26 protein-coding genes are annotated in these 24,655 nt (G+C 60.1%); 17 read left to right on the forward strand and 9 right to left on the reverse strand.

Going from position 1 to position 24,655, the window contains the following annotated elements:
• Window positions 1-51: 51 nt before the first annotated feature.
• Window positions 52-525: an NUDIX hydrolase gene (locus PH551_RS06365; protein WP_285192313.1), complete on the forward strand. Its 474-nt coding sequence runs from the start codon at window positions 52-54 to the stop codon at window positions 523-525.
• A 32-nt stretch (window positions 526-557) separates the two neighbouring features.
• On the opposite strand, the gene PH551_RS06370 is transcribed toward PH551_RS06365, so the two are convergent.
• Window positions 558-1,562, reverse strand: a complete 1,005-nt coding sequence (locus PH551_RS06370) for a LacI family DNA-binding transcriptional regulator (protein ID WP_085781382.1) — start codon at window positions 1,560-1,562, stop codon at window positions 558-560.
• Window positions 1,563-2,007: 445 nt separating this feature from the next.
• Here PH551_RS06370 and denD point away from each other — a divergent pair, with 445 nt between their 5' ends.
• The 6 genes from denD to PH551_RS06400 all read left to right on the forward strand — a co-directional run bounded on the left by denD (window position 2,008) and on the right by PH551_RS06400 (window position 8,420).
• The gene (gene denD / locus PH551_RS06375; RefSeq protein ID WP_285192314.1) at window positions 2,008-2,994 is read left to right on the forward strand and encodes a D-erythronate dehydrogenase; all 987 of its coding nucleotides are present in this window, start codon (window positions 2,008-2,010) and stop codon (window positions 2,992-2,994) included.
• A complete protein-coding gene (locus tag PH551_RS06380) occupies window positions 2,991-3,764 on the forward strand; it encodes an SDR family oxidoreductase (protein WP_285192315.1) in 774 nt (257 codons plus the stop codon). The genes denD and PH551_RS06380 overlap by 4 nt, the downstream gene beginning before the upstream one ends.
• Before the next feature lie 71 nt (window positions 3,765-3,835).
• Entirely contained in the window at window positions 3,836-4,903 is a 1,068-nt protein-coding gene (locus tag PH551_RS06385; RefSeq protein WP_085781385.1) for an ABC transporter ATP-binding protein, read from the forward strand.
• A 191-nt stretch (window positions 4,904-5,094) separates the two neighbouring features.
• Window positions 5,095-6,399, forward strand: a complete 1,305-nt coding sequence (locus PH551_RS06390) for an ABC transporter substrate-binding protein (protein ID WP_285192316.1) — start codon at window positions 5,095-5,097, stop codon at window positions 6,397-6,399.
• A 184-nt stretch (window positions 6,400-6,583) separates the two neighbouring features.
• The gene (locus PH551_RS06395; protein ID WP_285192317.1) at window positions 6,584-7,510 is read left to right on the forward strand and encodes a carbohydrate ABC transporter permease; all 927 of its coding nucleotides are present in this window, start codon (window positions 6,584-6,586) and stop codon (window positions 7,508-7,510) included.
• 10 nt (window positions 7,511-7,520) lie between these two features.
• Window positions 7,521-8,420, forward strand: a complete 900-nt coding sequence (locus tag PH551_RS06400) for a carbohydrate ABC transporter permease (protein WP_285192318.1) — start codon at window positions 7,521-7,523, stop codon at window positions 8,418-8,420.
• Window positions 8,421-8,496: 76 nt separating this feature from the next.
• On the opposite strand, the gene PH551_RS06405 is transcribed toward PH551_RS06400, so the two are convergent.
• The 4 genes from PH551_RS06405 to PH551_RS06420 all read right to left on the reverse strand — a co-directional run bounded on the left by PH551_RS06405 (window position 8,497) and on the right by PH551_RS06420 (window position 10,832).
• Window positions 8,497-8,961, reverse strand: coding sequence for a 2,4'-dihydroxyacetophenone dioxygenase family protein (locus PH551_RS06405; RefSeq protein WP_085781388.1), 465 nt, complete (start codon window positions 8,959-8,961; stop codon window positions 8,497-8,499).
• Between the two features lie 39 nt (window positions 8,962-9,000).
• The gene (locus PH551_RS06410) at window positions 9,001-9,705 is read right to left on the reverse strand and encodes an SDR family NAD(P)-dependent oxidoreductase (protein ID WP_085781389.1); all 705 of its coding nucleotides are present in this window, start codon (window positions 9,703-9,705) and stop codon (window positions 9,001-9,003) included.
• Between the two features lie 523 nt (window positions 9,706-10,228).
• Window positions 10,229-10,576 carry a type II toxin-antitoxin system RelE/ParE family toxin gene (locus PH551_RS06415; RefSeq protein ID WP_285192460.1) on the reverse strand — a complete coding sequence of 116 codons (348 nt, stop codon included), beginning with the start codon at window positions 10,574-10,576 and terminating at the stop codon, window positions 10,229-10,231.
• Window positions 10,557-10,832, reverse strand: coding sequence for a type II toxin-antitoxin system ParD family antitoxin (locus PH551_RS06420; RefSeq protein ID WP_285192319.1), 276 nt, complete (start codon window positions 10,830-10,832; stop codon window positions 10,557-10,559). The genes PH551_RS06415 and PH551_RS06420 overlap by 20 nt, the downstream gene beginning before the upstream one ends.
• A 270-nt stretch (window positions 10,833-11,102) precedes the next feature.
• Here PH551_RS06420 and PH551_RS06425 point away from each other — a divergent pair, with 270 nt between their 5' ends.
• Genes PH551_RS06425 through PH551_RS06450 form a run of 6 tightly spaced genes read left to right on the forward strand, consistent with a single transcriptional unit; the run spans window position 11,103 to window position 16,812 of the window.
• Window positions 11,103-11,987 (forward strand): dihydrodipicolinate synthase family protein, encoded by an 885-nt coding sequence (locus PH551_RS06425; RefSeq protein ID WP_285192320.1) that lies wholly within the window; start codon window positions 11,103-11,105, stop codon window positions 11,985-11,987.
• A 6-nt stretch (window positions 11,988-11,993) separates the two neighbouring features.
• Window positions 11,994-12,671, forward strand: a complete 678-nt coding sequence (locus PH551_RS06430) for a GntR family transcriptional regulator (protein WP_198175592.1) — start codon at window positions 11,994-11,996, stop codon at window positions 12,669-12,671.
• A gap of 54 nt (window positions 12,672-12,725) precedes the next feature.
• Window positions 12,726-14,054 (forward strand): ABC transporter substrate-binding protein, encoded by a 1,329-nt coding sequence (locus tag PH551_RS06435; protein WP_285192321.1) that lies wholly within the window; start codon window positions 12,726-12,728, stop codon window positions 14,052-14,054.
• On the forward strand, window positions 14,054-14,992 hold the full coding sequence (locus PH551_RS06440; RefSeq protein WP_085781402.1) for a carbohydrate ABC transporter permease: 939 nt from the start codon (window positions 14,054-14,056) through the stop codon (window positions 14,990-14,992). Before PH551_RS06435 ends, PH551_RS06440 begins: the two co-directional genes overlap by 1 nt.
• Complete coding sequence (locus PH551_RS06445) at window positions 14,992-15,807, forward strand: carbohydrate ABC transporter permease (RefSeq protein WP_085781403.1); 816 nt, start codon at window positions 14,992-14,994, stop codon at window positions 15,805-15,807. The genes PH551_RS06440 and PH551_RS06445 overlap by 1 nt, the downstream gene beginning before the upstream one ends.
• 18 nt (window positions 15,808-15,825) lie before the next feature.
• Window positions 15,826-16,812: a sugar kinase gene (locus PH551_RS06450; RefSeq protein WP_285192322.1), complete on the forward strand. Its 987-nt coding sequence runs from the start codon at window positions 15,826-15,828 to the stop codon at window positions 16,810-16,812.
• A 186-nt stretch (window positions 16,813-16,998) separates the two neighbouring features.
• On the opposite strand, the gene PH551_RS06455 is transcribed toward PH551_RS06450, so the two are convergent.
• Complete coding sequence (locus PH551_RS06455) at window positions 16,999-17,133, reverse strand: hypothetical protein (protein ID WP_285192323.1); 135 nt, start codon at window positions 17,131-17,133, stop codon at window positions 16,999-17,001.
• A gap of 270 nt (window positions 17,134-17,403) precedes the next feature.
• Between PH551_RS06455 and PH551_RS06460 the strand changes: the two genes are divergently transcribed.
• From PH551_RS06460 to PH551_RS06470, 3 genes are all read left to right on the forward strand, one after another.
• On the forward strand, window positions 17,404-17,673 hold the full coding sequence (locus tag PH551_RS06460; protein ID WP_285192324.1) for a hypothetical protein: 270 nt from the start codon (window positions 17,404-17,406) through the stop codon (window positions 17,671-17,673).
• 150 nt (window positions 17,674-17,823) lie between these two features.
• On the forward strand, window positions 17,824-18,390 hold the full coding sequence (locus PH551_RS06465; RefSeq protein WP_285192325.1) for a sugar transferase: 567 nt from the start codon (window positions 17,824-17,826) through the stop codon (window positions 18,388-18,390).
• Window positions 18,391-18,513: 123 nt separating this feature from the next.
• Entirely contained in the window at window positions 18,514-20,565 is a 2,052-nt protein-coding gene (locus PH551_RS06470; protein WP_285192326.1) for a polysaccharide biosynthesis protein, read from the forward strand.
• Here PH551_RS06470 and PH551_RS06475 read toward each other — a convergent pair.
• From PH551_RS06475 to PH551_RS06485, 3 genes are all read right to left on the reverse strand, one after another.
• On the reverse strand, window positions 20,541-21,815 hold the full coding sequence (locus PH551_RS06475; RefSeq protein ID WP_285192327.1) for an O-antigen ligase family protein: 1,275 nt from the start codon (window positions 21,813-21,815) through the stop codon (window positions 20,541-20,543). The two genes, PH551_RS06470 and PH551_RS06475, sit on opposite strands and share 25 nt — an antisense overlap.
• A gap of 710 nt (window positions 21,816-22,525) precedes the next feature.
• Window positions 22,526-22,879 carry a cupin domain-containing protein gene (locus PH551_RS06480; RefSeq protein WP_285192328.1) on the reverse strand — a complete coding sequence of 118 codons (354 nt, stop codon included), beginning with the start codon at window positions 22,877-22,879 and terminating at the stop codon, window positions 22,526-22,528.
• Between the two features lie 84 nt (window positions 22,880-22,963).
• Entirely contained in the window at window positions 22,964-23,482 is a 519-nt protein-coding gene (locus PH551_RS06485) for a cupin domain-containing protein (protein WP_285192329.1), read from the reverse strand.
• 98 nt (window positions 23,483-23,580) lie between these two features.
• Here PH551_RS06485 and PH551_RS06490 point away from each other — a divergent pair, with 98 nt between their 5' ends.
• Window positions 23,581-24,486 carry a LysR family transcriptional regulator gene (locus tag PH551_RS06490; protein WP_285192330.1) on the forward strand — a complete coding sequence of 302 codons (906 nt, stop codon included), beginning with the start codon at window positions 23,581-23,583 and terminating at the stop codon, window positions 24,484-24,486.
• Window positions 24,487-24,655 lie beyond the last annotated feature (169 nt).

Consider the following 24,655-nt stretch of genomic DNA (forward strand, 5'->3'; position numbering starts at 1 on the left):
GCGCGGAAAGTTGTCCTCGAGGAAAGACCATGATCATTGAGGGAGTTGCCGATGCCGGTCCGTAGCGCCGGGCTTCTCATCTACCGCCTTTGCGAGAGGAGGCCGGAGGTCCTGCTCGTCCATCCCGGCGGTCCCTTCTGGGCAAAGAAGGACGAGGGCGCCTGGTCGATCCCGAAAGGATTGATCGAGGCCGGCGAAGACGAACTGTCGGCAGCAATCCGGGAGGCGCAGGAGGAGCTCGGCATCGAAATCAAGGGAAGCTTCGTCCCGCTCGGAGAATATCGCCAGCCTGGCGGAAAGGTGGTGGTCGTCTGGTCGGTGGAGGCGGACGTCACGCTTGATGTCGAGAAGGTACGGAGTTCGGAGTTTCAGATCGAATGGCCGCCGCGATCGGGTCGGATCCAAAGTTTTCCCGAGGTCGACCGCGCTGGGTGGTTTGCGATCGCAGAGGCTGAGATCAAGATTCTCAAGGGCCAGGCCGCAATGCTTGCCGATCTCGTAAAACAGCTCGGTCGAGACCAGTGAACGCGCTCAATCCTCTGAAGCACGCGAGGCCTTTAACCTCGATCGACTCCGGTGATCTCCGGAGTGAAAGCAATTACTTTTTCGCATATCCGGTTTTCGTCACCGCTGTTCGCGGCTAGCAGAAGCGCGGCGGCGGCTTCGCCCATCTGGCGCCGCGGCGAGATCGAGGTCGCAATCCTGACGGGGAGGGCACTGGCAACATCCAATCCGTTGAAGCCGGCGATCAGGATTTCGGCAGGGCTGGAAATGCCGAGTTCCAGGCATGCGAAGACGCCGCCCGTTGCCATGTCATCGTTGGAATAATAGATGCAATCGAGATCCCGGGTCGCGGCAAGCATGGACATCGACAGCCGCTTGCCGTGCGCCACTGAGGAATAGGCGGCGTTGAACCGCTCATCTACGAAGGAAAGGCCGCTCTCGCGCAGCACTTTCTCGAAGCCGGCCTTCCGCTTGCCTGCGCGCAGATCTCTGTCGATCGCGCTGCCGATATAACCGAACCGCCGGCGGCCGGCCGCCAAAAGCGCTTTTGCCATCTCTTCCCCAGCCTTGCCGTGCGAGAGGCCAACGTTGAAATCGATCGGTGTGCCGTCGAGGTCCATCAGCTGGATGACGGGAATGGCTGCATTCTGCAGCATTTTGACCGTTTCCGCCGGCTGATCGAGGCCCGTCACGATGATGGCGGCGGGCCGCCAGGAGAGCATGTCGCGGATGATCTCCCGTTCCTTCGCCATGTCATAGTCCGAGATGCCGAACACCGCCTGCATGCCGGATCCCCGCAGCCCAGCGGAAATGCCCGCCAGCATTTCGGGAAAGACGATGTTGGACATGCTGGGAACGACGACGGCAACGAGGTTGGTGCGCTGCGACGACAGTGAGAGCGCCAGCCGGTTGCCGACGTAATTTAGCCGCTCGGCCTGCTGAAGCACCTTTTCGCGGGTCTCCTTGGAGACATCGGCGGCGCCACGAAGAGCGCGCGATGCCGTCATCTTGCTGACGCCTGCCGCAGCGGCAACCTCTTCCAGTGTGGATTTACGCATCGCACCGACCCCATCGTCGAACTGCCTCGCCATCGGGCAACGTCAGACTCATAGGCTCTTTTCCAAAAAAGGAAAACACTCGCTACTTGACATGCACGGTAAAAATGGGCGTTGTTACCGATACCGGTATCGATACCAGCCATCGGAAACGGGAGAGAAGCCGTGCGGGGGACAAGGAAGGCCATGGTCGTCGAATGGGAGTCGATGGGCGGAAAGGCAACACTTCGGAGGGTCCGGCATCTGATTAACGTTCGTACCGATCATCTGCGGATCAGGAAAGGTGACTTGACCCGCAGGTTGCAAACCTATCTGAATTCGATCAGGCATATGCCGATCGGGCCGGTTCCAGATCGCGTTGCGAGCCGGCCGGGGAGTGACCACAAGACAATACGAAGAGTAGCCTGATCTTGACCGAAGAGACCGGCCGACGGGAGGAAGAGCCGATATGCATGTGATGATCCTGGGCGCAGCCGGCATGGTCGGCCGCAAGCTGGTCGAGAAGATCGGGCGCGAGCCGCTCGCTTTCGGTCGGCCCGTCACCCGTCTGACACTGGTGGATGCCTTTCAGCCGCCGGTGCCGGAGACGCTCCAGGCGGTCTCGACGACGCAGACGATCGACCTTGCCGCCGCCGGCGCAGCTGACAGGCTGATTCAAAGCCGGCCGGATCTGATTTTTCACCTGGCCGCCATCGTATCGGGTGAGGCGGAGGCTGATTTCGACAAGGGTTACGCCGTCAACCTCGATGGTACCCGCGCTCTCTTCGATGCGATCCGTCAGCTCGGCTTCAAGAGTGATTATGTACCGCGCGTCGTCTTTGCCTCCTCGATCGCCGTCTTCGGCACACCGTTCCCGGAGGTCATTCCGGACGAATTCTTCACAACGCCGCTGACGAGCTACGGCACCCAGAAGGCGATCGCCGAACTGCTGCTTGCCGATTATTCCCGCCGCGGCATCTTCGACGGCATCGGCATACGGCTGCCGACCATCTGCGTGCGCCCGGGTGCGCCGAACAAGGCTGCCTCCGGTTTCTTCTCCAACATCCTGCGCGAGCCGCTGGTCGGCAAGGAAGCCATATTGCCGGTCAGCGACGGCGTGCGGCACTGGTTTGCCAGTCCGCGCGCGGCCGTCGGCTTTTTCGTCCATGCCGCGACGATCGATACCGAAAAGATCGGCGCGCGGCGCAACCTCACCATGCCGGGCCTTTCCGCGCTGGTCTCCGAAGAGATCGACGCTCTGCGCCGGGTGGCCGGCGACAAGGCGGTCGCCCTCATCAAGCGCGTGCCCGATCCCGTGATTGAACGCATCGTCGCCGGTTGGCCGACTCAGTTCGATGCGACCAGAGCCTCTTCGCTCGGCTTTACGGCGGAAACGAGCTTCGACGAAATTCTGCAGGTGCATATCGAGGATGAACTCGGCGGGAGGATTGCGTGAGCATATCGGCGGGAGGAGAAGCAAGGATCGCGCTTGTCACCGGCGGCGGCACCGGTGTCGGGCGTGCCATATCAAGGGGACTCGGCGCTGCCCGCTACAGGGTCGTGATTTCAGGGCGACGGGCCGATGTGCTTGAGAAGGCGGCGAGCGATCTTGGCAGCGAAACGGGGGCCGAGTTTTTCGCAGTTCCTGCCGATGTCGGCGATCCCGCTTCGGTGCGGGCTCTGTTCGACGCGATCTCGGAGAGATACGGACGGCTCGACCTCCTGGTCAACAATGCCGGGGTCACTGTGCCGGGAGTGCCGCTCGAGGAGGTTTCCTTCGAGCAGTGGAGCGCCATCGTCGCCGCCAATCTCACCGGTGCCTTCCTCTGCACCCAGCAGGCCTTCCGACTGATGAAGAGCCAGACCCCGCGCGGCGGCCGCATCATCAACAACGGCTCGGTCTCGGCCACAACGCCCCGCCCAAATTCCGCGCCTTACACCGCGACGAAGCACGCCATTACGGGCCTGACCAAATCCACCGCGCTTGACGGGCGCGAATTCGACATCGCCTGCGGCCAGATCGATATCGGCAATGCCGCCAGCGACATGACGACGAGAATTGCGGCCGGCGTACTGCAGGCCAACGGCAGCATTGCCGCGGAGGCGACGATCGACCCGGCCCATATTGCCGACGCGGTCGTCTACATGGCCGGCCTGCCGCTCAGCGCCAACGTGCTGACCATGACTGTCATGGCGACAAAAATGCCCTTTGTCGGGCGAGGGTGAGAAGGCCTGCAGCTGCGGCCGAAGCGACCTATATGCAGTTATGCAGTGCTCATGATCTGGGAGGAGGGAGTATGGCAAACGTTCAATTCGCGGATGTCCGGAAATCATTCGGCGCGCATCCCGTCATCAAGGGGGTGGACATCGATATCGCCGACGGCGAATTCGTCATCCTCGTCGGCCCCTCCGGCTGCGGCAAGTCCACGCTTCTGCGGATGCTGGCAGGGCTCGAGAATATTTCCGGCGGCGAGATTAGGATTGGCGGGCGCGTCGTCAACACGCTGCCGCCGAAGGACCGCGACATTGCCATGGTGTTCCAGAATTATGCGCTCTACCCGCATATGACGGTGGAGCAGAACATGGGCTTCTCGCTCATGCTCAACAAATCGCCGAAGGCAGAAGCGGAAAAGCGGGTGAAATATGCCGCCGGGATCCTCGGTCTCGACAAGCTGCTCGACCGTTATCCGCGCCAGCTTTCCGGCGGCCAGCGCCAGCGCGTCGCCATGGGCCGGGCGATCGTGCGCAATCCGGAAGTCTTCCTGTTCGACGAGCCGCTGTCCAACCTCGATGCGAAACTGCGCGTCGCCATGCGCGCCGAGATCAAGGAACTGCACCAGCGCCTGAAAACGACGACCGTCTACGTCACGCATGATCAGATCGAGGCGATGACGATGGCCGACAAGATCGTCGTCATGCATGACGGCATCGTCGAGCAGATCGGCAGCCCACTCGAGCTTTACGACCGCCCCGCCAATCTCTTCGTCGGCGGCTTCATCGGCTCGCCAGCAATGAACATGATCCACGGCAGGCTCGATCCGGAGAACCCCAGCCAGTTCGTCGCTGCCAACGGCACGCGGCTGCCGGTCTCCAATCCGCCGGCAAGCGCTATCGGCCGTGACCTCGTCTACGGGCTGCGCCCAGAATATATCTCGCTCGATGCCAACGGCCTGCCGGCCGAGATCGTGGTAATCGAGCCGACCGGCTACGAGACGCATCTGACCGTCCGCCTCGGCGGCAGCGATGTCAGCTGCGTCTTCCGCGAGCGTGTCGATGCCCGTCCGGGTGAAGCCATCCGCGTGGCGATCGACGCCAAGCATGTGCATCTCTTCGACGCCGAAGGCGGCATGAGATTGACCGACTGACGCCATCCGGCGGGATAAGGGGAGAGGAGGAGTCTTCCGTTCCGCCGGAGCGCAAGCATTCGAGGGGTGAGCCCCACGGGAGCGCAAACCTCCCAGGGGAGCTTGCGCCCCCGGGATGCCAGGCCGCCGTTCACCAAGCGGGAGGTGAATGCCGGAGAATTGCTCCCGCTGTTTCATTGAGGAGGAATCTCATGACGATCAAGAGACGTGAATTTCTTGCTGCATCGGCAGCCGTTGCCGGTGTCGCCGGCCTTGGCATCAAGCCGTCCTTTGCGCAGGCCGAACCGACCTACACGCCGGAAAGCGGCGCCAGCCTGCGGCTGCTGCGCTGGACGCCTTTCGTGAAGGGCGATGAGGATGCCTGGCTCGCCAATACCAAGAAGTTCACCGAGGCGACAGGCGTGGAAGTGCGCATCGACAAGGAGAGCTGGGAGGACATCCGTCCGAAGGCAGCGGTCGCGGCCAATGTCGGCTCCGGTCCGGATCTCATCATGTGCTGGTTCGACGACGCGCACCAATATCCCGACAAGCTGGTCGATCTCACCGAACTCGGCAACTATCTCGGCAACAAATACGAGGGCTGGTATGACGGCCTGAAGGGTTACGCCACCCGCGACGACAAGTTCATCGCCATGCCGCTGACAACAATCGGCAATGCCGTCGTCTATCGCGACAGCCATGTGAAGGCGGCCGGCTTCAACGAATTCCCGAACGATACCGCAGGCTTCCTCGAGCTTTGCAAGGCGATGAAGTCAAAGGGCACGCCCGCCGGCTTCCCGCATGGTAAGGCGGTCGGCGACGGCAACAACTACGCCCATTGGCTGCTCTGGAGCCATGGCGGCAAAATGGTCGATGAAAGCGGCACGGTGACGATCAACAGCCCGGAAACGCTCGCCTCGATCAACTACGCCAAGGAGCTCTACGCGACCTTCATTCCGGGCACGGAAAGCTGGCTGGATGTCAACAACAACCGTGCCTTCCTCGCCGGCCAGGTATCGCTGATCGCCAACGGCGTCTCGGTCTATTACACGGCCAAGAACGACCCGAAACTCGCCGAGATCGCCAAGGACATCCGCACGACGAACTTCCCGATCGGGCCGGTTGGCAAGAGCGTCGAGCTTTTCCAGACGAGCTCGCTGCTGCTCTTCAAGCACAGCAAATATCCGGAAGCGGCCAAGGCCTACATCAAGTTCATGATGGAAGCCGATCAGATGAATGCCTGGATCCAGGGCTCCAGCGCCTATTGCTGCCAGCCCCTCAAGGCCTTCGCCAATAATCCGGTCTGGACTGCCGATCCGGTTCACGCGCCCTATGCGCGCGCCTCGGAAAAGCTGCGCCCGAACGGTTATGCCGGGCCGCTCGGCTACGCCTCGGCGGCGACCATGGCCGACTACGTGCTGGTCGACATGTATGCCGCCGCCGTCACCGGCCAGAAGTCGCCCGAGGACGCGATGAAGGAAGCCGAACGCCGGGCAAACCGCTACTACCGCGTCTGAACCGGAGCCGGGACCTGCGGCATGCCTGATGTCCGGCATGCCGCGAGCCTCTGAAGCGCGTCACATCAGATTTGATCCATGCGCCGCGCTTTAGTTCCTTGTTTTTATGCATGTCGTTGTCCCGGAACCGCTGCACACTTCCGGGCGAGATGCATCAGGACTGAATGCAATCTGGAGACAAGCAATGTCGACCTTGGACTCAGGGGATAAGCGCGGCCCCTCGCTAATGCAGAACAACAACGTGCTCGGCTTCCTCTTCATGCTGCCGGCCGCCGTGTTCCTCGTCTGCTTTCTCACTTATCCCTTGGGGCTCGGCGTCTGGCTTGGTTTTACCGACACGCGGATCGGCCGGGACGGCATTTTCATCGGCCTGGAGAACTATGAATTCCTGGTCGATGACGCGGTTTTCTGGCTGTCAGTCTTCAACACCATCCTTTACACGGTCATCGCCTCGGCTCTGAAATTCGCTCTCGGCCTCTGGCTGGCGCTGCTCCTGAACCAGCACCTTCCGTTCAAATCCTTCTTCCGGGCGATCGTGCTCCTGCCCTGGGTGGTGCCGACGGTGCTTTCGGCGCTGGCCTTCTGGTGGATCTACGATTCCCAGTTCTCGATCATCTCGTGGTCGCTGATGAAGCTCGGGCTGATCAGCGCGCCGATCAATTTCCTCGGCGATCCCACGAATGCCCGCATCTCAGTCATCGTCGCCAATGTCTGGCGCGGCATTCCCTTCGTAGCTATTTCGCTGCTCGCCGGCCTGCAGACCATTCCGGCCTCGCTGCAGGAGGCCGCCTCGCTAGACGGCGCGACGAGCTGGCAGCGCTTCCGCTATGTGACGCTGCCGATGCTGACGCCGATCATCGCCGTCGTCATGACCTTTTCGGTGCTCTTCACCTTCACGGATTTCCAGCTAATCTACGTGCTAACCAAGGGCGGGCCTGTCAACGCCACGCATCTGATGGCCACACTCTCCTTCCAGCGCGGCATTCCGGGCGGGCAGCTCGGCGAGGGTGCTGCCATCGCCGTCGCCATGATACCCTTCCTGCTCGGCGCCATCATGTTCAGTTTCTTCGGTCTGCAACGCCGCAAATGGCAGCAGGGCGGACAAGATTAAGGAGCGAACCATGTCGACCAATTTCAAAACGGCCGATGAGGTCCTGACCGACAATGCCGAGGGCATGAGCTACCTGAACCGCCTGCCGCGGCGAGTGGTGATGCTCTACCTGCCGATGGCCGTCTTCGTCTTCGTGCTGCTCTTTCCCTTCTACTGGATGGCGATCACCGCGGTGAAGCCGAACGAGCAGCTGACGGATTACAACAACTACAGCCCCTTCTGGGTGGTCGGCCCGACGCTTGACCACATCAAATACCTATTTCTCGAGACATCTTATCCCGGCTGGCTGTGGAATACGATGCTGGTGGCTGTGGGGTCGACGGCGCTGTCGCTGGTGGCCTCGGTGTTCGGCGCCTACGCGATCGAGCGCGTGCGCTTCACCGGCTCCAGGCAGATCGGCCTCGTGATCTTTCTCGCCTATCTCATTCCGCCGTCGATCCTTTTCATCCCGCTCGCATTCATCGTCTTCAAGCTCGGGATCTATGATTCGCGCCTGGCGCTGATCTTCACCTATCCGACCTTCCTCATCCCCTTCTGCACCTGGTTGCTGATGGGTTATTTCCGTTCGATCCCCTTCGAACTGGAGGAGAGCGCGCTGGTGGACGGCGCCAACCGCTGGCAGATCCTCGTCAAGATCATCCTGCCGCTTGCGGTGCCGGGCCTGATCTCGGCCGGCATCTTCGCCTTCACGCTGTCCTGGAACGAATTCATCTACGCGCTGACATTCATCCAGTCCTCGGAGAACAAGACCATTCCGGTGGGCGTCCTGACCGAGCTGGTGCGCGGCGACGTCTTCGAATGGGGATCGCTGATGGCAGGCGCCCTGTTCGGCTCACTGCCAGTCGTCATCCTCTATTCGTTCTTCGTCGACTACTACGTGTCCTCGATGACGGGTGCGGTGAAGGAGTAGCAACGATCGTTTCGGCGGCGGGTGGTGAGGATTTCATCCCCGCCGGCCGAAAAGATGCCGATCGGCTCGTCAACCGCTACCGGACGAACTGCCTCACGAAATCGGCGCCGAGGCCGACCTTCTGATAATGGGCGGCGCACATGTCGATCTTGGTGAAGACATCCTCGAAGCCGGTGTGATCGCCGTTTTCATCGACATAATACATGCAGCCGGAAATGTTGAAGAAGGTGATCATCTCCTCGACGTCGTCGGGCACGGTCAGGGTATGGGTTTCGCCGGGCGGCTCGAAGACATAGGCTCCTTCGGTGGCCATCCAATCGTGTTCGAGGTAGCGCCAGCGGCCCTTGATGACATAGCCGTGAACGGGTGCCGGATGGCGATGGCGGCTGAGGATACCGGCGCGGCGCACCCGCAGGAGATTGCACCATGCGCCCTGCAGCGTGTTCAGCATCAGCGGGCGGAACCAGACATCGGGGGCCTGGGGAACCCAGAGCCGTTCATCTTCGGGAACCGCCGCGACGACGATCTCGGGCGGCGACATAGGGTGGACAGATTGGTAGGCCACGGAACCTCTCTCCTTTCAAGCTGCGGCATAACCGCCGTCGACCGGCAGGATAACGCCGGTCATGAAGCCGGCCGCTTCCGAGCACAGGAAGACGATCGGGCCGGCGACGTCTTCCGGCTTGCCCCAGCGGCGCATCGGCGTGCGCTGCAGGATAGGCTCTGCTCGGCTCGGGTCTTCGTAGAGGGGACGGGTCAGCTCGGTGGCGATCCAGCCGGGGGCCACCGCGTTGACCCTGATACTGTCAGCCGCCCAGGCAACGGCCAGAGATTTGGTGAGCTGCGCCACGCCGCCCTTGCTGGCGGTGTAGGCCGGCACGGCCGGTCCGCCGAAGAATGACAGCATGGAAGCGGTATTGACGATAGCGCCGCCCTTTCGAGCCAGCAGCGGCCTTGCTGCGACACAAACCCGCATCGTGCCCGAGAGATTGACGTCGATGACCTCCGAGAAGGTGGCGGGATCGAACTCCGCGCCGCCGCGCCGAATGAGCCCGGCGCAATTGACGACTGCATCGAGCCTGTCGAATGAACCGACCAGCCTCTCCACGGAGGCCTGGTCGCGCACGTCGAGCACGACGCCGGCAAGACACTCTCTCTTCGGCATGGCGGCGATTTCGGCGGCATCGATCCCCGTCGCCGTCACACGATAACCTGCGTCACGAAGCGCCAGGGCGGCGGAAAGCCCGATACCGCGGCCACCACCTGTCACCAGTGCATGTTTCATACGCCGACCTCTTTGCTCAGGAATGCCAGAACGTCGCCTCTCACGGTTATAGGCGCTGCGGCCTCGAACGAAGCGCACCATCGACCCTGTCGCTGTGACCTGTGGTATCGACGTCTGCACCTTCGCCTGGAATGCGGATGCGTTCGCTCGCGGACGCGACGAATGCGCCATGCAAGCCCATCTTCAGCACGAAGAGTGGTCTGCCAAGCTTCGGGCAAAAAATTCACGTTAGCATTCGTGTCGTCAAGGGCCGGTCAGGCGGTCGCATTCTCCAGAGTAGCGAAGATGACCTTACAAAGCGAGTGATCGAATGGGCGATCGCGCGAGTACGCTCGAGCGGAACGCATCTGGCCGGCGAAGGCTCTCTTCGGACCATCCGCGCCCGCTTAACATCAGAAGACGCAGAAAGCCGACATCACGAGCGAGGCAGGATACGCTGACAATGTCCCCGATGCTCGGGTATTGCGTAAATTGGATAGCACCGCCACCAGACTGAGAGTTGCCTAGGTGCATATAGGCCTTGTCACGCCAGCATACGTGCAAGCATATGTTTAATATGGTCCTGCGCCCCGTGGAAAACTGCGGCAATAATGATCCTGCGACTATTCTCTACGGGTAAGAACCAGGCCGCCGCCTTGTCCCCCCGAAGAAACCGGATTCCAGGCCAAATGTCGGGGCGCAATGTCCCGATATAAGTCGTATCGACGAGACGGTCGATTTCGACAAGCAATTTACGAATTCGTTCAGCGGTACGCTCCAAAGCCTGGTCAGGCGAGTCTCCGAGTTCGACATAGGAGTCGAAGAGATGATCGAAAATCAGCTCAAAATCGCGTTCGACATCCTCGGGATATTCAACGGTCCACACGAACAGCCCGCCGCTTCCGGTCGATCATTGTCTCGACGCGGCTTTCCATTTCCGTCGTGGAAGTCATCGGGCCGTTCAAACGCCGCTGGACCAACTCGCGAAGGGCTGCCGTTTCGGCAGTCTCGCTTTCCGTCCTTTGGCGGAGAAGCTCCAGGGCCTGCTGAAGAACGGAACTCATGCTGGAATACCGGCCGCTCTCCACCAGCGACCGGGCAAACGCGTCCTGCTGGTCGGTTAGCGAGATCGACGATTTGACACTCATCGGTTTATCTCCATCGAGCCGAGTTTGCTACTCAGTTGCACATTTGTTGATCTACCGAAAGCCTTCATCTATCGTCATGGCAGGCCCGCTATTGGTAGTGTTTGCTACCACCGCCGCACTTTTCCAGAGAAACGAGTTCATCTTCTTTACGGCCACTGGCAAATGGCCATTGTGGCCAAGAAGAGGGCTCCGCACCGACCGATACGATCAGCTCTTTACAACTAACATGTCAGTCTGCTACACCTGACTCATTAGTTGGGAGGAACAAGGTTGACATCAAGATTCGGGCTCTCCGTCGCTCTCGCCACGCCGTTCGACAGTGATGGCAATATTGCGATCGAGGCGATGATCGCGCAAGCACGGCGGTGCCTTGCCGCCGGGTGCTCCAGCGTGACGCTGTTCGGGACGACAGGTGAGGGATCTTCCATCGGGAATGGCGAACGGGAACGCATAGTGGCCGCCTTTCTCGATGCTGGCATTGCGCCGGGCAACATCATCGTCGGCGTGCTCGTCGATGCCGCAGAGGATGCGGCGATGCAGGCCGGTCAGGCCCTGTCCAATGGCGCCCGCAACATCCTTCTTGCCCCGCCGTCCTATTTCAAGAACGTTAGTGACGACGGCGTCTTCCAGTGGTTTTCCGCCGTATTCTCCCTGCTGGGGGACACGGCGCGGGATATCATCGTCTATAATCTTCCTTCGGTCACCATGGTGCCGCTGAGCGTGTCGCTGATCGGCCGGCTGCGGACCGCCTTTCCCCATATCGTCACAGGCGTCAAGGATTCCTCCGGCGACTGGCCCTACACCGAAGCGCTTCTCAAAGCGCATCGTGATCTCATCATCCTGGTCGGCGACGAGCGGCACCTCGCAAGGGCCGTGCGGCTCGGCGGCCAGGGTGCCATATCGGGCATGGCGAATTTTGTGCCTCGCGAACTCAAGCCGATGGCCGAAGAGGGCAGGGACGATAACCGCGTCGCCGATTTCGTCGTCGAATTGCTGAAACATCCGGTCATTCCGGCCGTGAAGACGATGGTGGCGTGCACGACGTTGGAGGACATCTGGGTTGCGGTTCGTCCGCCGCTCCTCCCATTATCCGCCGAAGCGCAGGAACAGCTTGCGATTGCTTTTGACCGTCTTTTCCAATCGAAGGCGGCATAGTTAGCCATGTTTGCGGGGGAGGCGATGGACGAAACGGAGGAGCAGCCGACGCTACGGGAAAAGGCCTATGCAAGTTTCACGCGCCACCTGCTTGCCCGTGACGTGCGTCCCGGCCAATTCGTGTCGCAGCGCCGTCTCGTCGAGCTGACCGGGCTGACGCTTGGCGCCATCCGAGAGCTCATCCCGAGGCTTGAAGCGGAGGGGCTGATCAAGACCGTGCCGCAGCGGGGTTTGCAGATCGCTCACATTGATCTGAACCTTATCCGCGAGGCGTTCCAGCTGCGTGTATTCCTGGAGAAGGAAGCTGTGGCGCTCTTCACACAGACAGCGTCGGACGAAACGATCGCCGGGCTGTTGAAGCAGCATCGGGATATCGCCGACGCCATCCGAAACGGCAACGTGTCGCATGAGTTGGAACTGCACGCACAGGCCGTCGATTGGGGCATGCATGATGCCTTTATCGACGCGCTTGGCAACACCATCATTTCGAACGCCTATCGCGTGAACTCGATCAAGATGCGCCTGATCAGCCAGGACCGCTTTCGCATCGACGGCCATGTCGGACCCGTCATGGGCGAGCACCTGAAAGTGCTCGAGGCGATCGAACGACGATCCGCCGAAGACGCCGTCAACAGCCTTGTCGCACACATCAATCATGCAAGGGATCGTGCGCTCAGGATATAATCGAGAATAAACCGCCGGGGGTGAGGAGATCACCGGCAAAAGAGGAGGATAGACATGCCATCATTCTTCAACCCGACGCGGCGCGGATTTCTGGCGGGCACCGCCGCTCTTGGCGCCAGCAGCATGTTCGGCATGCGGCCGGCAGCCGCTGCGGTCGACTGGAAGCGCTTCGCCGGCACAACGCTCGAAGTCAACCTGGTCAAGAGCCCGCGCAGCGAAATCCTGACCAAGTACCTGTCCGAATTCGAGGAGCTCACCGGCATCAAGGTCAATGCCGAAGCAACGCCCGAACAGCAGCAGCGCCAGAAGACGACCATCGAGCTGAGCTCCGGAAAACCGAGCTTCGACGTTGTGCACCTGAGCTACCACGTCCAGAAACGGCAATTCGAGAAAGGCGGCTGGCTTGCCGATATCAGCGGCTTCCTCAAGGACGCTTCGCTGACCGACCCCTCCTTGGTGGAAAGCGATTTCGCCGAAGCTGGCCTTGCATTCGCCAAGGATGCCAACGGCATTCTGCGGTCGCTGCCTTTCTCGGTCGATTACTGGATCATCTACTGGAACAAGGCGCTGTTTGAGAAGAAGGGGCTCGCCTACCCCACCAACTTCGAGGAATTGGCAAGCGCCGCAGAGGCGCTCACCGATGCCTCCGCCAACACCTACGGCTTCGTCGCCCGCGGCCTTAAGAACGCCAATACGCCGGTCTGGACGACACTGCTGCTCGGCTATGGTTCGAGCCCGCTCGGCCCGGACGGCAAGCTGCGCACGACATCGCAGGAAGCGATCGATGCGGCCAAGCTTTACCAGAGACTGATGACCAAGACCGCGCCTCCCGGCGTCTCCGGCTTCAACTGGGCAGAGGCCCAGTCTGCCTTCCTTCAGGGAAAGATCGGCATGTGGCTTGATGGCGTCGGTTTTGCTCCGCCGATCGAGAATCCGGAAAAGTCGCGCGTCGTTGGCCAGGTCGGTTACGGCATCATGCCGAAAGGACCGAAGGCGCAAGCCGCCGGAACCTTCGGCGACGGTCTCGGCGTCGTCGCGGCAAGCCAGAAGAAGGAAGCAGCCTATCTGTTCTGCCAGTGGGCGATTTCGCACGACATGGGTGCACGCCTGCTGCAGGCCGGCGCCGGCGTTCCGTTCCGCCAGTCCGTCCTTGCGGATGCGAAGGTCCGCGAAGGCGTCAAGATGCCCGGCTCATGGCTGGATGCCGTTGCCGGCTCCGGCAAGATTTCCCAGCTCGCCCTGCCGGTCATCATTCCGGTCACCGAGTTCCGTGACATCTATGGCGTCGGCCTCACCAACATGATCGGCGGCGCCGATCCGGAAACCGAACTGAAGAAGGCGACGGCACAGTTCGAACCGGTCCTGGCGAAAAGCGAGGGATAATGGCCTCTGCAGGCATCGAAACGGCCGCTATGGCCAAGGCGTCGAAAGGAGGGAGCAAACCGGACCGGTTTGCTCCCAACTACTGGCCCTTCGTCATCCCGGCGCTCATCGTCATCTCGGGCGTCATCGTCTTTCCATGGGTGTTCACGGTGTGGATGAGCGTCAACAGCTGGACGCTCGGCCAGTCGCAGGTCTTTGCGGGGCTGGACAATTATATCAGACTCGCCACCGACATGCGGTTCTGGGAGTCGCTGTGGCATACGGTGCTCTATACGGCGCTCTCCGTGCTGCTTCCCCTTTTTCTGGGGACGCTCGCCGCACTGATCTTCGATGCCAGGTTCCCGCTGCGCGGCCTCATTCGAGGCATATTCGTGATGCCGATGATGGCGACCCCCGTCGCCATCGCGCTGGTCTGGACGATGATGTTCCACCCGCAGCTCGGCGTGCTCAATTATCTCCTCTCCTTCATCGGCATCGGCCCGCAGGAGTGGATCTACAATCAGGCGAGCGTCATTCCCTCGCTGGTCCTTGTCGAAAGCTGGCAGTGGACGCCGCTCGTCATGCTGATCGTGCTCGGTGGCCTGGCGGCGGTTCCGCGCGAACCTTATGAGAGCGCCGAGATCGACGGCGCCAATGTCTGGCAAAAATTCCGCTATCTGACTCTGCCGATGATCGCGCCCTTCCTGATGATTGCGGTTATCATCCGCAGCATCGATGCCGTGAAGAGCTTCGACATCATCTATGCCATGACCCAGGGCGGCCCCGGCACCGCCTCGGAAACGATCAACATCTATCTCTACAACACCGCCTTCGCCTATTACGACATCGGCTACGGCTCGGCCATGGCGGTCGTCTTCTTCATCCTCATCGTGCTGCTCTCCTTCGTCCTCATGATGATCCGGCAGCGCGTGAACTGGTCTGACGGGGAGGCACGCTGATGAAGCGCAAGACGCTCGATCGCATCGGACTGCTGTTCGTTGCGCTGGTGATGATCTCGCCGGTCGTCCTGTTTTTCCTCTGGATGATCTCGCTGTCGCTGAAATATGAGATCGACAACGGCGCCTATCCGCCGATCTTCATCCCGGAGCGTTTCGCCTGGTCGAACTATGTGAAGGTCTTCGAGGAGAATAATTTCTTCCTCTATCTCTGGAATTCGCTGCTGGTGACCGGCAGCGCCACGCTGCTGGCGCTCTTGATCGGCGTGCCGGCCGGCTATGGCATCGCGCGGCTGAAGGCTGAGAAATCGGCGATGGTCATCATGATCGCGCGCATGACGCCGGGCCTGTCCTTCCTCATTCCGCTCTTCCTCTTGTTCCAGTGGCTGAACCTGCTCGGCACGCTGATGCCCCAGATCATCATCCATCTCGTCGTCACCGTGCCGATCGTGGTATGGATCATGATCGGCTATTTCGAGACGACGCCGATGGAGCTGGAGGAGGCTGCAAGCATCGACGGCGCGACACCCTGGCAGGTTTTCCGCCTGGTCGCCCTGCCGATCGCAAGGCCCGGCATCGTCGTCGCCTTCATCCTGTCGGTGATCTTTTCCTGGAACAATTTCGTGTTCGGCATCGTGCTCGCCAGTCGCGAGACGCGCACGCTGCCGGTCGCCGTCTACAACATGCTGTCTTTCGAACAGGTCAGCTGGGGACCGCTCGCGGCCGCCGCATTGATCGTCACCTTGCCGGTCCTGATCTTGACGGTGTTTGCGCAACGGCAGATCGTGGCGGGCCTGACGGCGGGCGCCGTCAAGTGAGCAGGTGAGACAGAGATTTTGACGGCTTCTTCCGCCTTCGAGCCGCCTCCCGGTCCTGCGCGCCGCGTGCTCTGCGTCGGCGCGGCGGTGCTCGACACCTTGTTCCGCGTGCGCTCGCTGCCCACCGGCCAGGGCAAGATCCTGCCCTATGAAATGCTGCAGATCGCCGAAGGCATGGCGTCGAGCGCGGCATTCGCCGTCGCCCGGCTTGGCGGCAATGCCAGCCTCTGGGGCGCGGTCGGCGACGATGCCACGGGCGAACGCATTATTTCCGATCTCGCGGATAGCGGCATAGACACGAGCGGCATGACGGTTGTGCGGGGCGCCCGCTCGGCCGTCTCGACCATCCTCATCGATGATGAGGGTGAGCGCCTGATCGTGCCCTTCTACGATGCGCGGCTGCACGATACGGTCAAACCGGTCACCGAGCAGGATGTCTCCACCTTCGATGCGGTGCTCGTTGACGTGCGATGGCCGAAGCTTGCGCTGGCGACGCTATTGGCGGCGAGGGGGGCGGCCAAGCCGGCCATTCTCGACGGTGACGTTGCGGGCGAGGGCGTCATCGAGATGCTGGCGCCGGCGGCGAGCCACATCGTCTTCTCGCAGCCGGCTGCCGAGCGGCTTGCCGGGACGACGGATCTTGTGGAAAGCGTCGGCCTGCTGAAGCGGAAATTCGAACATGCCTTCATCAGCGTCACGGCTGGGGAAAACGGCTCCCTGTGGTTCGACGATGCAAGCGGCGACATCCGTCACCTCGCCGCGCCGAAAGTGAGGGCCATCGACACGCTTGCGGCCGGCGACATCTTCCACGGCGTTTTCGCGCTGGCGATCGCAGAAGGCATGCCGATCGGAGAGACGATGCGATTGTCGTCCATGGCGGCGGCGCTGAAATGCCAAGTGTTCGGCGGCCGCCTCGGCGCACCCACGCGAGCCGAAGCGTGCGATGCTCTACGGGATTGGAACGTCCGCGTTTCCCAGAAGGCGAGCGATATCAAGTTCAGATGAGGCCGGATATCGTATCCTCGCCGACCGCGAGTTGCGCCTCCGCGGTACGAGGGCTGGGCCCTGCCAAATTTTGCTATGCCGTCGGTCTTGGTCGCATAGGGCGCCGCCGATCGTATGCGGCGGAGCAAAAGGGGAGATGCGTGGCTTCCTTGAGCATAATGCGCGCGCCGGAACGCGTTATATGCGTCATCGCCACGTCTTCAGGGACGGCAGCGGCAAGACGACGAGTGCCGCGCGTCTTGCCCAGCATGTTGCCGTGGCGGTCACCGGCTTCTTGCCGTCAATCTCGATGCGCAGCGTCCCCTCCCACACGGCTTTCACGCGGAGGTCGAGGGCGACGTCAACACACCAATCCAATGCTGCGCAGCATCGAGATCTCCAATGCGGCGATGACAAACCACGCACTTTATGAGGCCGAGCGAAGGCAGTTTACCCGCGCGACTATGACGGCGCGAGGGAGGCGATGAAGGCGGTTAATACGGAAATCGTCGCCCTCATTCACAAATCGTGAGGCCGGAAACGTGCAGGAAGTTTACTGCAGTAAACAATGAGAACGAGCCCATAGCGACCAGAAACAGCATATCATCTATAATGGAATTGGCGCTTGGTGCGGCCACCCGCAGCATCGCTACCTTGGGTGCCAAAGCCTATGCCGACAAAGGCGATCGAAGGGCAGCTGGCGAGCGGGAGACGGTGATCGATTTCGCCCATACGCTGATCGAATATCCTTTCCTGCAGGAGGCCCGGTTCTGTGGGCCTGCCAGAGATTGGCGCCTGTGGACCATAGGGCGCGGTTGGGCGCGATCTGATGGCAGCGGCTACGTCGTGCGTTCCAAGCTCGAAGTGAGCCCCTTTGCCTAGGTCTACAAGGCAAAGGATCTGATCGAGGATCGGCCGGCGTTCACTGAAGAAAGCTTGCGGTTGGAGTTGACGCGAAAGGGTTTTTGACGATACGGCGCTGTGGCGTATGGGCGGAAATCCGCTGAAGAGGCAATGGAAGAAGTACGGGGAATGGGCTTGAAACGCGGGGTGGATTTTTTCCTGGCTTTGGTGGCTTCGGTCATCCTGCTCGTTCCGATCCTTGTCGTCGCTCTCAGTGTCCGGCTAACGTCGCCAGGACCGATCCTCTACTGGTCAAAACGTATCGGGCGTTTCAATCAGATCTTCCTGATGCCGAAATTCCGCAGCATGCGCGTCGACACGCCGACAGTCGCGACACATCTGCTCGAAAATCCCGAGCGGTTTCTGACGCCCATCGGCTCGTTTCTGCGCAAATCCAGTCTCGACGAACTGCCCCAGCTCTGGTGCATTCTGGCGGGCAAGATGAGTTTCGTCGGGCCGCGCCCGGCGCTCTACAATCAATATGATCTGATCGCATTGCGGACGGCCCACGGCGTCGACAAGCTCCTGCCGGGATTGACCGGATGGGCTCAGATCAACGGGCGTGACGAATTGCCGATTCCGGAGAAGGTGAAATTCGATGTCGAATATCTTGAGCGACGCTCCGTCGGTTTCGACATGCGCATCCTGTTTCTGACGGCCGAGAAGGTCGTTCGCCGGAAGGGAATAAAGCACTAGCTTACCTACTTCTGATAGATAAGCGGTGCGGAAGGCTTTGATTTCCGATTATTTCAGTTGCGCTCGTTGCAGAAAATGACAAGAAGGTGGTTGTCTGATTGATCCGCGAGACGCTGGGAAGCAATGCCTGAAAATACCCCCACTGAGACGCCACGCTCGAGATGGTTCTTGGTGCCGATGCAGGCGCTCGTCGCCCCTCTGCTGGCCATGCCGCGTGCTGCCAAACGCGCTCTCGCCTTGCTGGTGGATTCCGGTCTTTGTGTCCTGACGATCTGGCTGGCCTATTGCTTTCGTCTGAACGAATGGACGGTGCTAACTGGCGTGCAGTGGTTACCGGTCTTCGTTTCCTTGTGCATGGCGCTTCCCATCTTCATCGTCATGGGCATGTATCGGGCGATCTTCCGTTATGCCAACATGGCCGCTTTCATTGCCGTTCTAAAAGCAATTGCGATTTACGGCGTCGCCTTCATGACGATATTTACGGCGCTCAGCGTCCCGGGCGTTCCGAGAACCGTCGGCATTCTCCAGCCCTTCCTGCTGCTGATTGCGATCGGCCTGTCACGGTTGGGCATCCGCTATTGGCTCGGGGATACCTATCAGCGTATTCTTCACCAGAATACGCTCGATAAGGTGCTGATCTATGGGGCGGGAAATGCCGGGAGGCAACTCGCCGGCGCTCTGACGAACAGCGCTGAACTCAATGTCGTCGGCTACCTCGATGATGATCCGCGCCTTAAGGGCGGCATCATGGGCGGTTTGCCGATCTATGACCCGTCGGATCTTCCGGTGCTCGCCGAAGCACTTGGCGTGCACAACGTGCTTCTTGCTCTCCCATCCGCGTCGCGGCAGCGTCGCAATGAAATTCTCGAGCATATCCGCAAAGCCAGGGTGAACGTCCGGACATTGCCGGATCTCACTGCGCTGGCTCAGGGACGAGTCGCGGTCTCCGATATTCGTGAGCTGGAGATCGAAGACCTGCTGGGCAGGGAAGCGGTTGCGCCGCGGCAAGAGCTGCTCGACAAGGCAATGCGCAACAAGGTGGTCATGGTCACGGGCGCCGGCGGCTCTATCGGCGGCGAGTTATGTCGCCAGATTCTGCGCAACGCGCCTTCGAGCCTTATCCTCATAGATCAGAACGAGTTTGCGCTTTATAACATCCATGCCGAATTGCTGAAGCTGGCCGAAGTTTACGAGCATGAGAGCCTGCAGATCGTGCCGATCCTTTGTTCCGTCCGCGACCAGGATCGCATGGAACATATCATGCAGAGCTGGCGGCCTCAGACGCTTTATCACGCCGCCGCTTACAAGCATGTGCCTCTCGTCGAACACAATGCCGTCGAAGGCATCAAGAACAATGTCATGGGGACATTGATCACCGCACGTGCGGCAAATAGATGCGGCGTCTCGAATTTCGTGCTGATCAGCACCGACAAAGCCGTGCGTCCGACGAATGTGATGGGCGCCAGCAAGAGGCTGGCGGAGATGGTGCTGCAGGCGCTTGCGGCAGAGCTGACCGCTGACAGACTGCGGACAAACTTCTCGATGGTCCGCTTCGGGAACGTCCTTGGTTCGTCCGGATCCGTCGTGCCACTGTTCCGGCAGCAGATCAAGGAAGGCGGTCCGGTTACCCTGACGCATCCGAAAATTACCCGCTACTTCATGACCATTTCGGAAGCCTCGCAACTTGTCATCCAGGCGGGCGCCATGGCCGAGGGCGGCGATGTTTTCCTGCTCGATATGGGCGAGCCCGTCCGCATTGCGGATCTCGCTCGCAAGATGGTCGAACTGTCCGGATTGACCGTCCGGGACGTGGATAATCCCGAAGGGGACATCGAGCTTTCCGTTACGGGCTTGAGGCCCGGCGAGAAGCTTTATGAAGAATTGTTGATCGGGGATAACCCCGAGACAACCGAACATCCGCGGATCATGAAGGCGCGCGAGGACTTCCTGTTGTGGCCGGAACTTTCGAAGAAGCTCAATTCGCTCAATGCGGCATTGGATCGTAACGACATGATCGCGGCCCGCGCGACCCTGGCAGAACTTGTTTCCGGCTATTCCTCGACGGGTGAAGTTTCCGATCTTGCGTTCACCGGCGGCGAAACCAATCCGGCGCATGAAGATGTCAACGCGCTAGCCTCGGGCGCAGGAAATCAGCTTCGAACGACAGGTGCATAACGCGTGCTGCCCCGGTCCGCGCAAATAAGAGCGACCATATAGGCGAAGATCGGATCCAGCGCTTTTTGGTTGAACATGATACCGAAGCTGCCGGTTATAATGTAGCTGCTGGTCAGCAGGAGAGCGAGCGCTATGGCTAGATCCCGGCCAGGGCCAGGTTCCTTTTTCCACGCACCGATCACGGGTGTCAGGAGCAGCAATGAAAGCGCTGCGATGCCGACAAGGCCGGCGTCGATTCCCGCTGTGAGAAAGCCGTTATGGACATGTGAATATGGCAGTTGCGGCCTTAGGCCCTCAGGGACTTCTGCCAGGACAGCAGCCATCCGGTTTTGCGGGCCATAGCCGGTGAACGGATCCTTGGTGATTGCCGATAGGGCGCCCTTGTAGAGAGCAACCCGCGCGCTCAGCGAGGTGATATCGCCATTGGTGCTTTCGAGCGATGACAGATTGTCCTGGAGCTCACGGACGCGATAGACAACCTGGTCGCTGCCCAAGGCGAGAAGTCCCAGCAACAGTACCGAGCCGGTGATGGCGAGGCTGCGCAGACTGACATGAAATCGGTTCTTGGGAAAATACCAGAGGAAGATGACCAGCTGGACGGGGATGACCAGCCAGGCCGAGCGCGTTCCGGAAAGCAACGCGCAGCCCAGACCCGCGGCATATCCCAATATCGCGATCTTTTGCTCCATGCTTTTGGGAGATTGAAGATTGAGTAGCGCGACGCCGCCGAAAAGCACGCCGATAACGCCCAGCAGCGCCGCGTTCGAGGTTCCCGCCTCCGCCCTGGGCATCAGGAATAGGACCTGAAGCAGACTGAAGAGAAAAGTAACGATCATGCCGAGACCCGCGCCGAGGATAAAGAGGGGCACAAGGCGGCCATCGGGAGATTGACGCATGCGCGGCAAGATCAGCCAGATCGAAAAGAACGGCAGGAGCCGGAAAATCCAATCCAGTTCTTCCGAGAAAGGCGGATTGACGAATATGCTGATGACCATCACCACCGGGTAAATCGTCATGCAAATGGCAACCACTCGGTCGGACTTCGACAGGTTCAAAGGAAAGCGGGCTCTTGCCAGGCAATAGAGACCCGATAGCATCGACCCGAGTAGGATGAAGGAGTTGAAGTTAGGTGAAAGCCCGGGCAAGATTGCAAAGAGAAAGACCGCGATGCCATTGGTTCGATCAAGCGCGCTTCCAGACCCGTTCCCGGGATGAAGCACCGCAATCACGAGTTGCCTGAAATAATTCACTTTGATAGCCCTGACGTGTCGCTTTCCAGCCTCGCTAAGGACCGTTGTCACCGCTGTCAAGCCGTGAAGGCAGGACGAACCTGCGCTTTTTTCACTGTCGTATTCCGGCAACAGCAGATTCGGATGCTCGTTGCTCCTGCTCGACGACGGTCGCAACAGGCTGCAACAGCAAAGCTGTTCCGAACAGAAAACACGTTTGAGGTGCGAGCCTATTGAGAAGCTTTGTCATCTGGCGGCGCATTCCCGCTATCCGCGAACGTCTCTGTTGGTCGCGGGCCGAGTGATCTGGCGCCGACCCCGAGACCGACTTTGCCGCGCCCCGTGCGAGCGCTTTGCCTCGAAATTCCCGAGCATTGTCGAGATGAATGACGGTGGGCAAACCATTGGCGCGGACAATCAGCCAGCGCTTAGCGACAACCGTGACGCCGCCGTTAACCTGAAACTTGAACAGCCCGTCAATGATGTAGAGCGCCTCGTCTTAGTCATGCCTATGAAGAGGACATTGAAACCTCCCTCAGCGGATGTTCGATCATAGAAACAGACGCAACGCTTTCGGCACTCGACAGGCGAGGGGGGCAAATGCGTTCATGAACCGTCGGTCGTTGTCTGACGTCTCGTCTCCTCTCATCACGAGCCTTCGACGCCGTTTCAAACAACGAAGAATGTCCACGCCGCTCACAGTGAATGCAAGCGGCGTGGACTGCTTATCATCAAACAATGGGTGCACCGACTAGGTCAATCGCGTGGGCGCTGCAGATCCTTGCTAGGGCTTGCTGCTGCTCAATTGTCGGAGGCAGCTGCTCCGGCAGTGCTTCTTCCTGCGCAAGGCGGGACGCCGCGCGGACCATGTCTTCGAAGGGGCCGTTCGTAATCGTCAGGCAACGGCCGTAATCCGACAGCACGCGGAAGCCATGCACGCTGTTTCTCGGAAGATGGATCGTGTCGCCGACGTCGGCCTCGATGACCTCACCGTCACGCTGGAAGCGGAACTGCCCCTCGAGGATGACGAAGGTTTCGCTTTCCTGGTGGTGGATATGCAACGGAGGAGCAAAGTCCTTTGCCATGCGATGCTCGATTATGGACAGGCCTTCCGCATGTCCGCCTGCCTCAAGCGCACGAGGAGATGGGCGGTCATGAACCAGAGGCTATCAGTGTTCGCGGTCATCGTATTTTCCTTTTGATGAATTGCTTGCTTGCGAGAGTGTTTCAGTTGATTGCCGATTGCAGGGGCGGGAGGAAGGAGACGCCGAATTCAGCGGCGATCGCCGATACGTCAGCAGTTTTCGATGAAGAGGTTTTCGCCAGGGCGGGATAGAAATTTTCAAAGCCGCAGGTGTGACGACGACCAACAGCCTGCCCGTCGAGTTTCCGACGTTGCGGATTTGGTGGGGAACATTGCGAGGTGGCGCGATGCAGCCGCCTTGATCCAGTTCGACATATTCGTCGGCGCACCAGAAGCCGAATTTGCCTTTGAGCACGTGAAGAAACTCGTCTTCCAGCGCGTGGATGTGTCTCGGCTGCCCTTCATCGCAGGGAACGATCATTTCCATCACTGCCAGAGCGCCGTTTGTGTCAGCCGAGGGTATCCTTATCCGGTTTAACCCGGCGATCACCTCGACTGTGCCTCGCGCGGGCGGTGAGATCGCGGCATGCATAAATTTCGTCATTTGTCACCCCTTGCTCTGATTACGTTGAGGGCGGATTTACCGAAATTCGCGCAAATGATAAGACTGATAATCGCGCAGCATTATTTGGAAAGTTCAGCATGAAGTCCCTAGATCCGTTGGAGGGCATCGCAGCCTTCCTGACTGTCGGAAAACACCTCAGCTTCACGAAGGCGGCAGAAGAGCTCCGCATGTCGCGGGCGACGGTAGGTACCCAAGTGCTGGCATTGGAGGCAAAGCTCGGGGTGAGGCTGCTGCATCGTTCAACACGCAGCGTGGTGCTGACGGAGCCCGGCGTCGCGTACTATCAGTCGCTTACGGGCATTCTCCCGCAGATCAAAGAGGCAGAGCGCGCCGCGCTCAGCTATCAGCACGAAGTCGTCGGTCGCCTGAAAGTCACTGTGCCGCCGGAATTCGCACAATTGCATATGGCCCCGATCATCGCTGAATTCCTGAAGCAGAATCCCGCCGTTTCGATCGACATCACGTTTTCGCATCGCGCCGTCAATCTGATCGAGGAGGGATACGATCTGGCGATCCGGGGCACGATTGTTGTTGAGGCCAATCTCATCACAAGACACATCGGGGATTCGCCGATGATAATATGCGCTTCACCGGATTATCTGGAGAGATATTCGAGGCCATCGGAGCCGATGGACCTGGCGAACCATTCGTGCCTGCATTTCTCAGGGCTTCGCTGGGGCAATGTCTGGATGTTCAGCAAGGGGGAGCAGAGCGCGCGCGTGCCGATCGTTCCGCGCTATCTCGCCAATGATGGTCTCAGTCTCAGGGACGTTGCGGTAGCGGGAGCTGGCGTCACGCTTCTGCCGATGTTTGAAATCGCGCAGGAGATTCGCGAGGGCCGCCTAGTACGTGTCCTCGACGACTGGACGATCGGCTCGGTTCCGATCCATGCCGTTTATCCTGCCAACAAGAACATCGCGTCCAAGGTCAGGAGGTTCACCGACTTCTTGGTGAAGAGACTTCCTAAGGATGCCATAGCCTAAATTTCGCCCAGATTACCATCGCGTTCCCAATATCTGACCCAAACATCAACACCGTGGCGATCGAGCCCACATTGGGCAGTGTAGGCCCGACTGCAGATTATCCGCGTTCCTTGAAAGCCCCCAGCCTCCGAGCGCTGAAAGAGGCCGAGCAAAATTTTCGAATGATTGT

This window comes from Rhizobium atlanticum, from assembly GCF_030182485.1.
Taxonomy (GTDB): domain Bacteria; phylum Pseudomonadota; class Alphaproteobacteria; order Rhizobiales; family Rhizobiaceae; genus Rhizobium.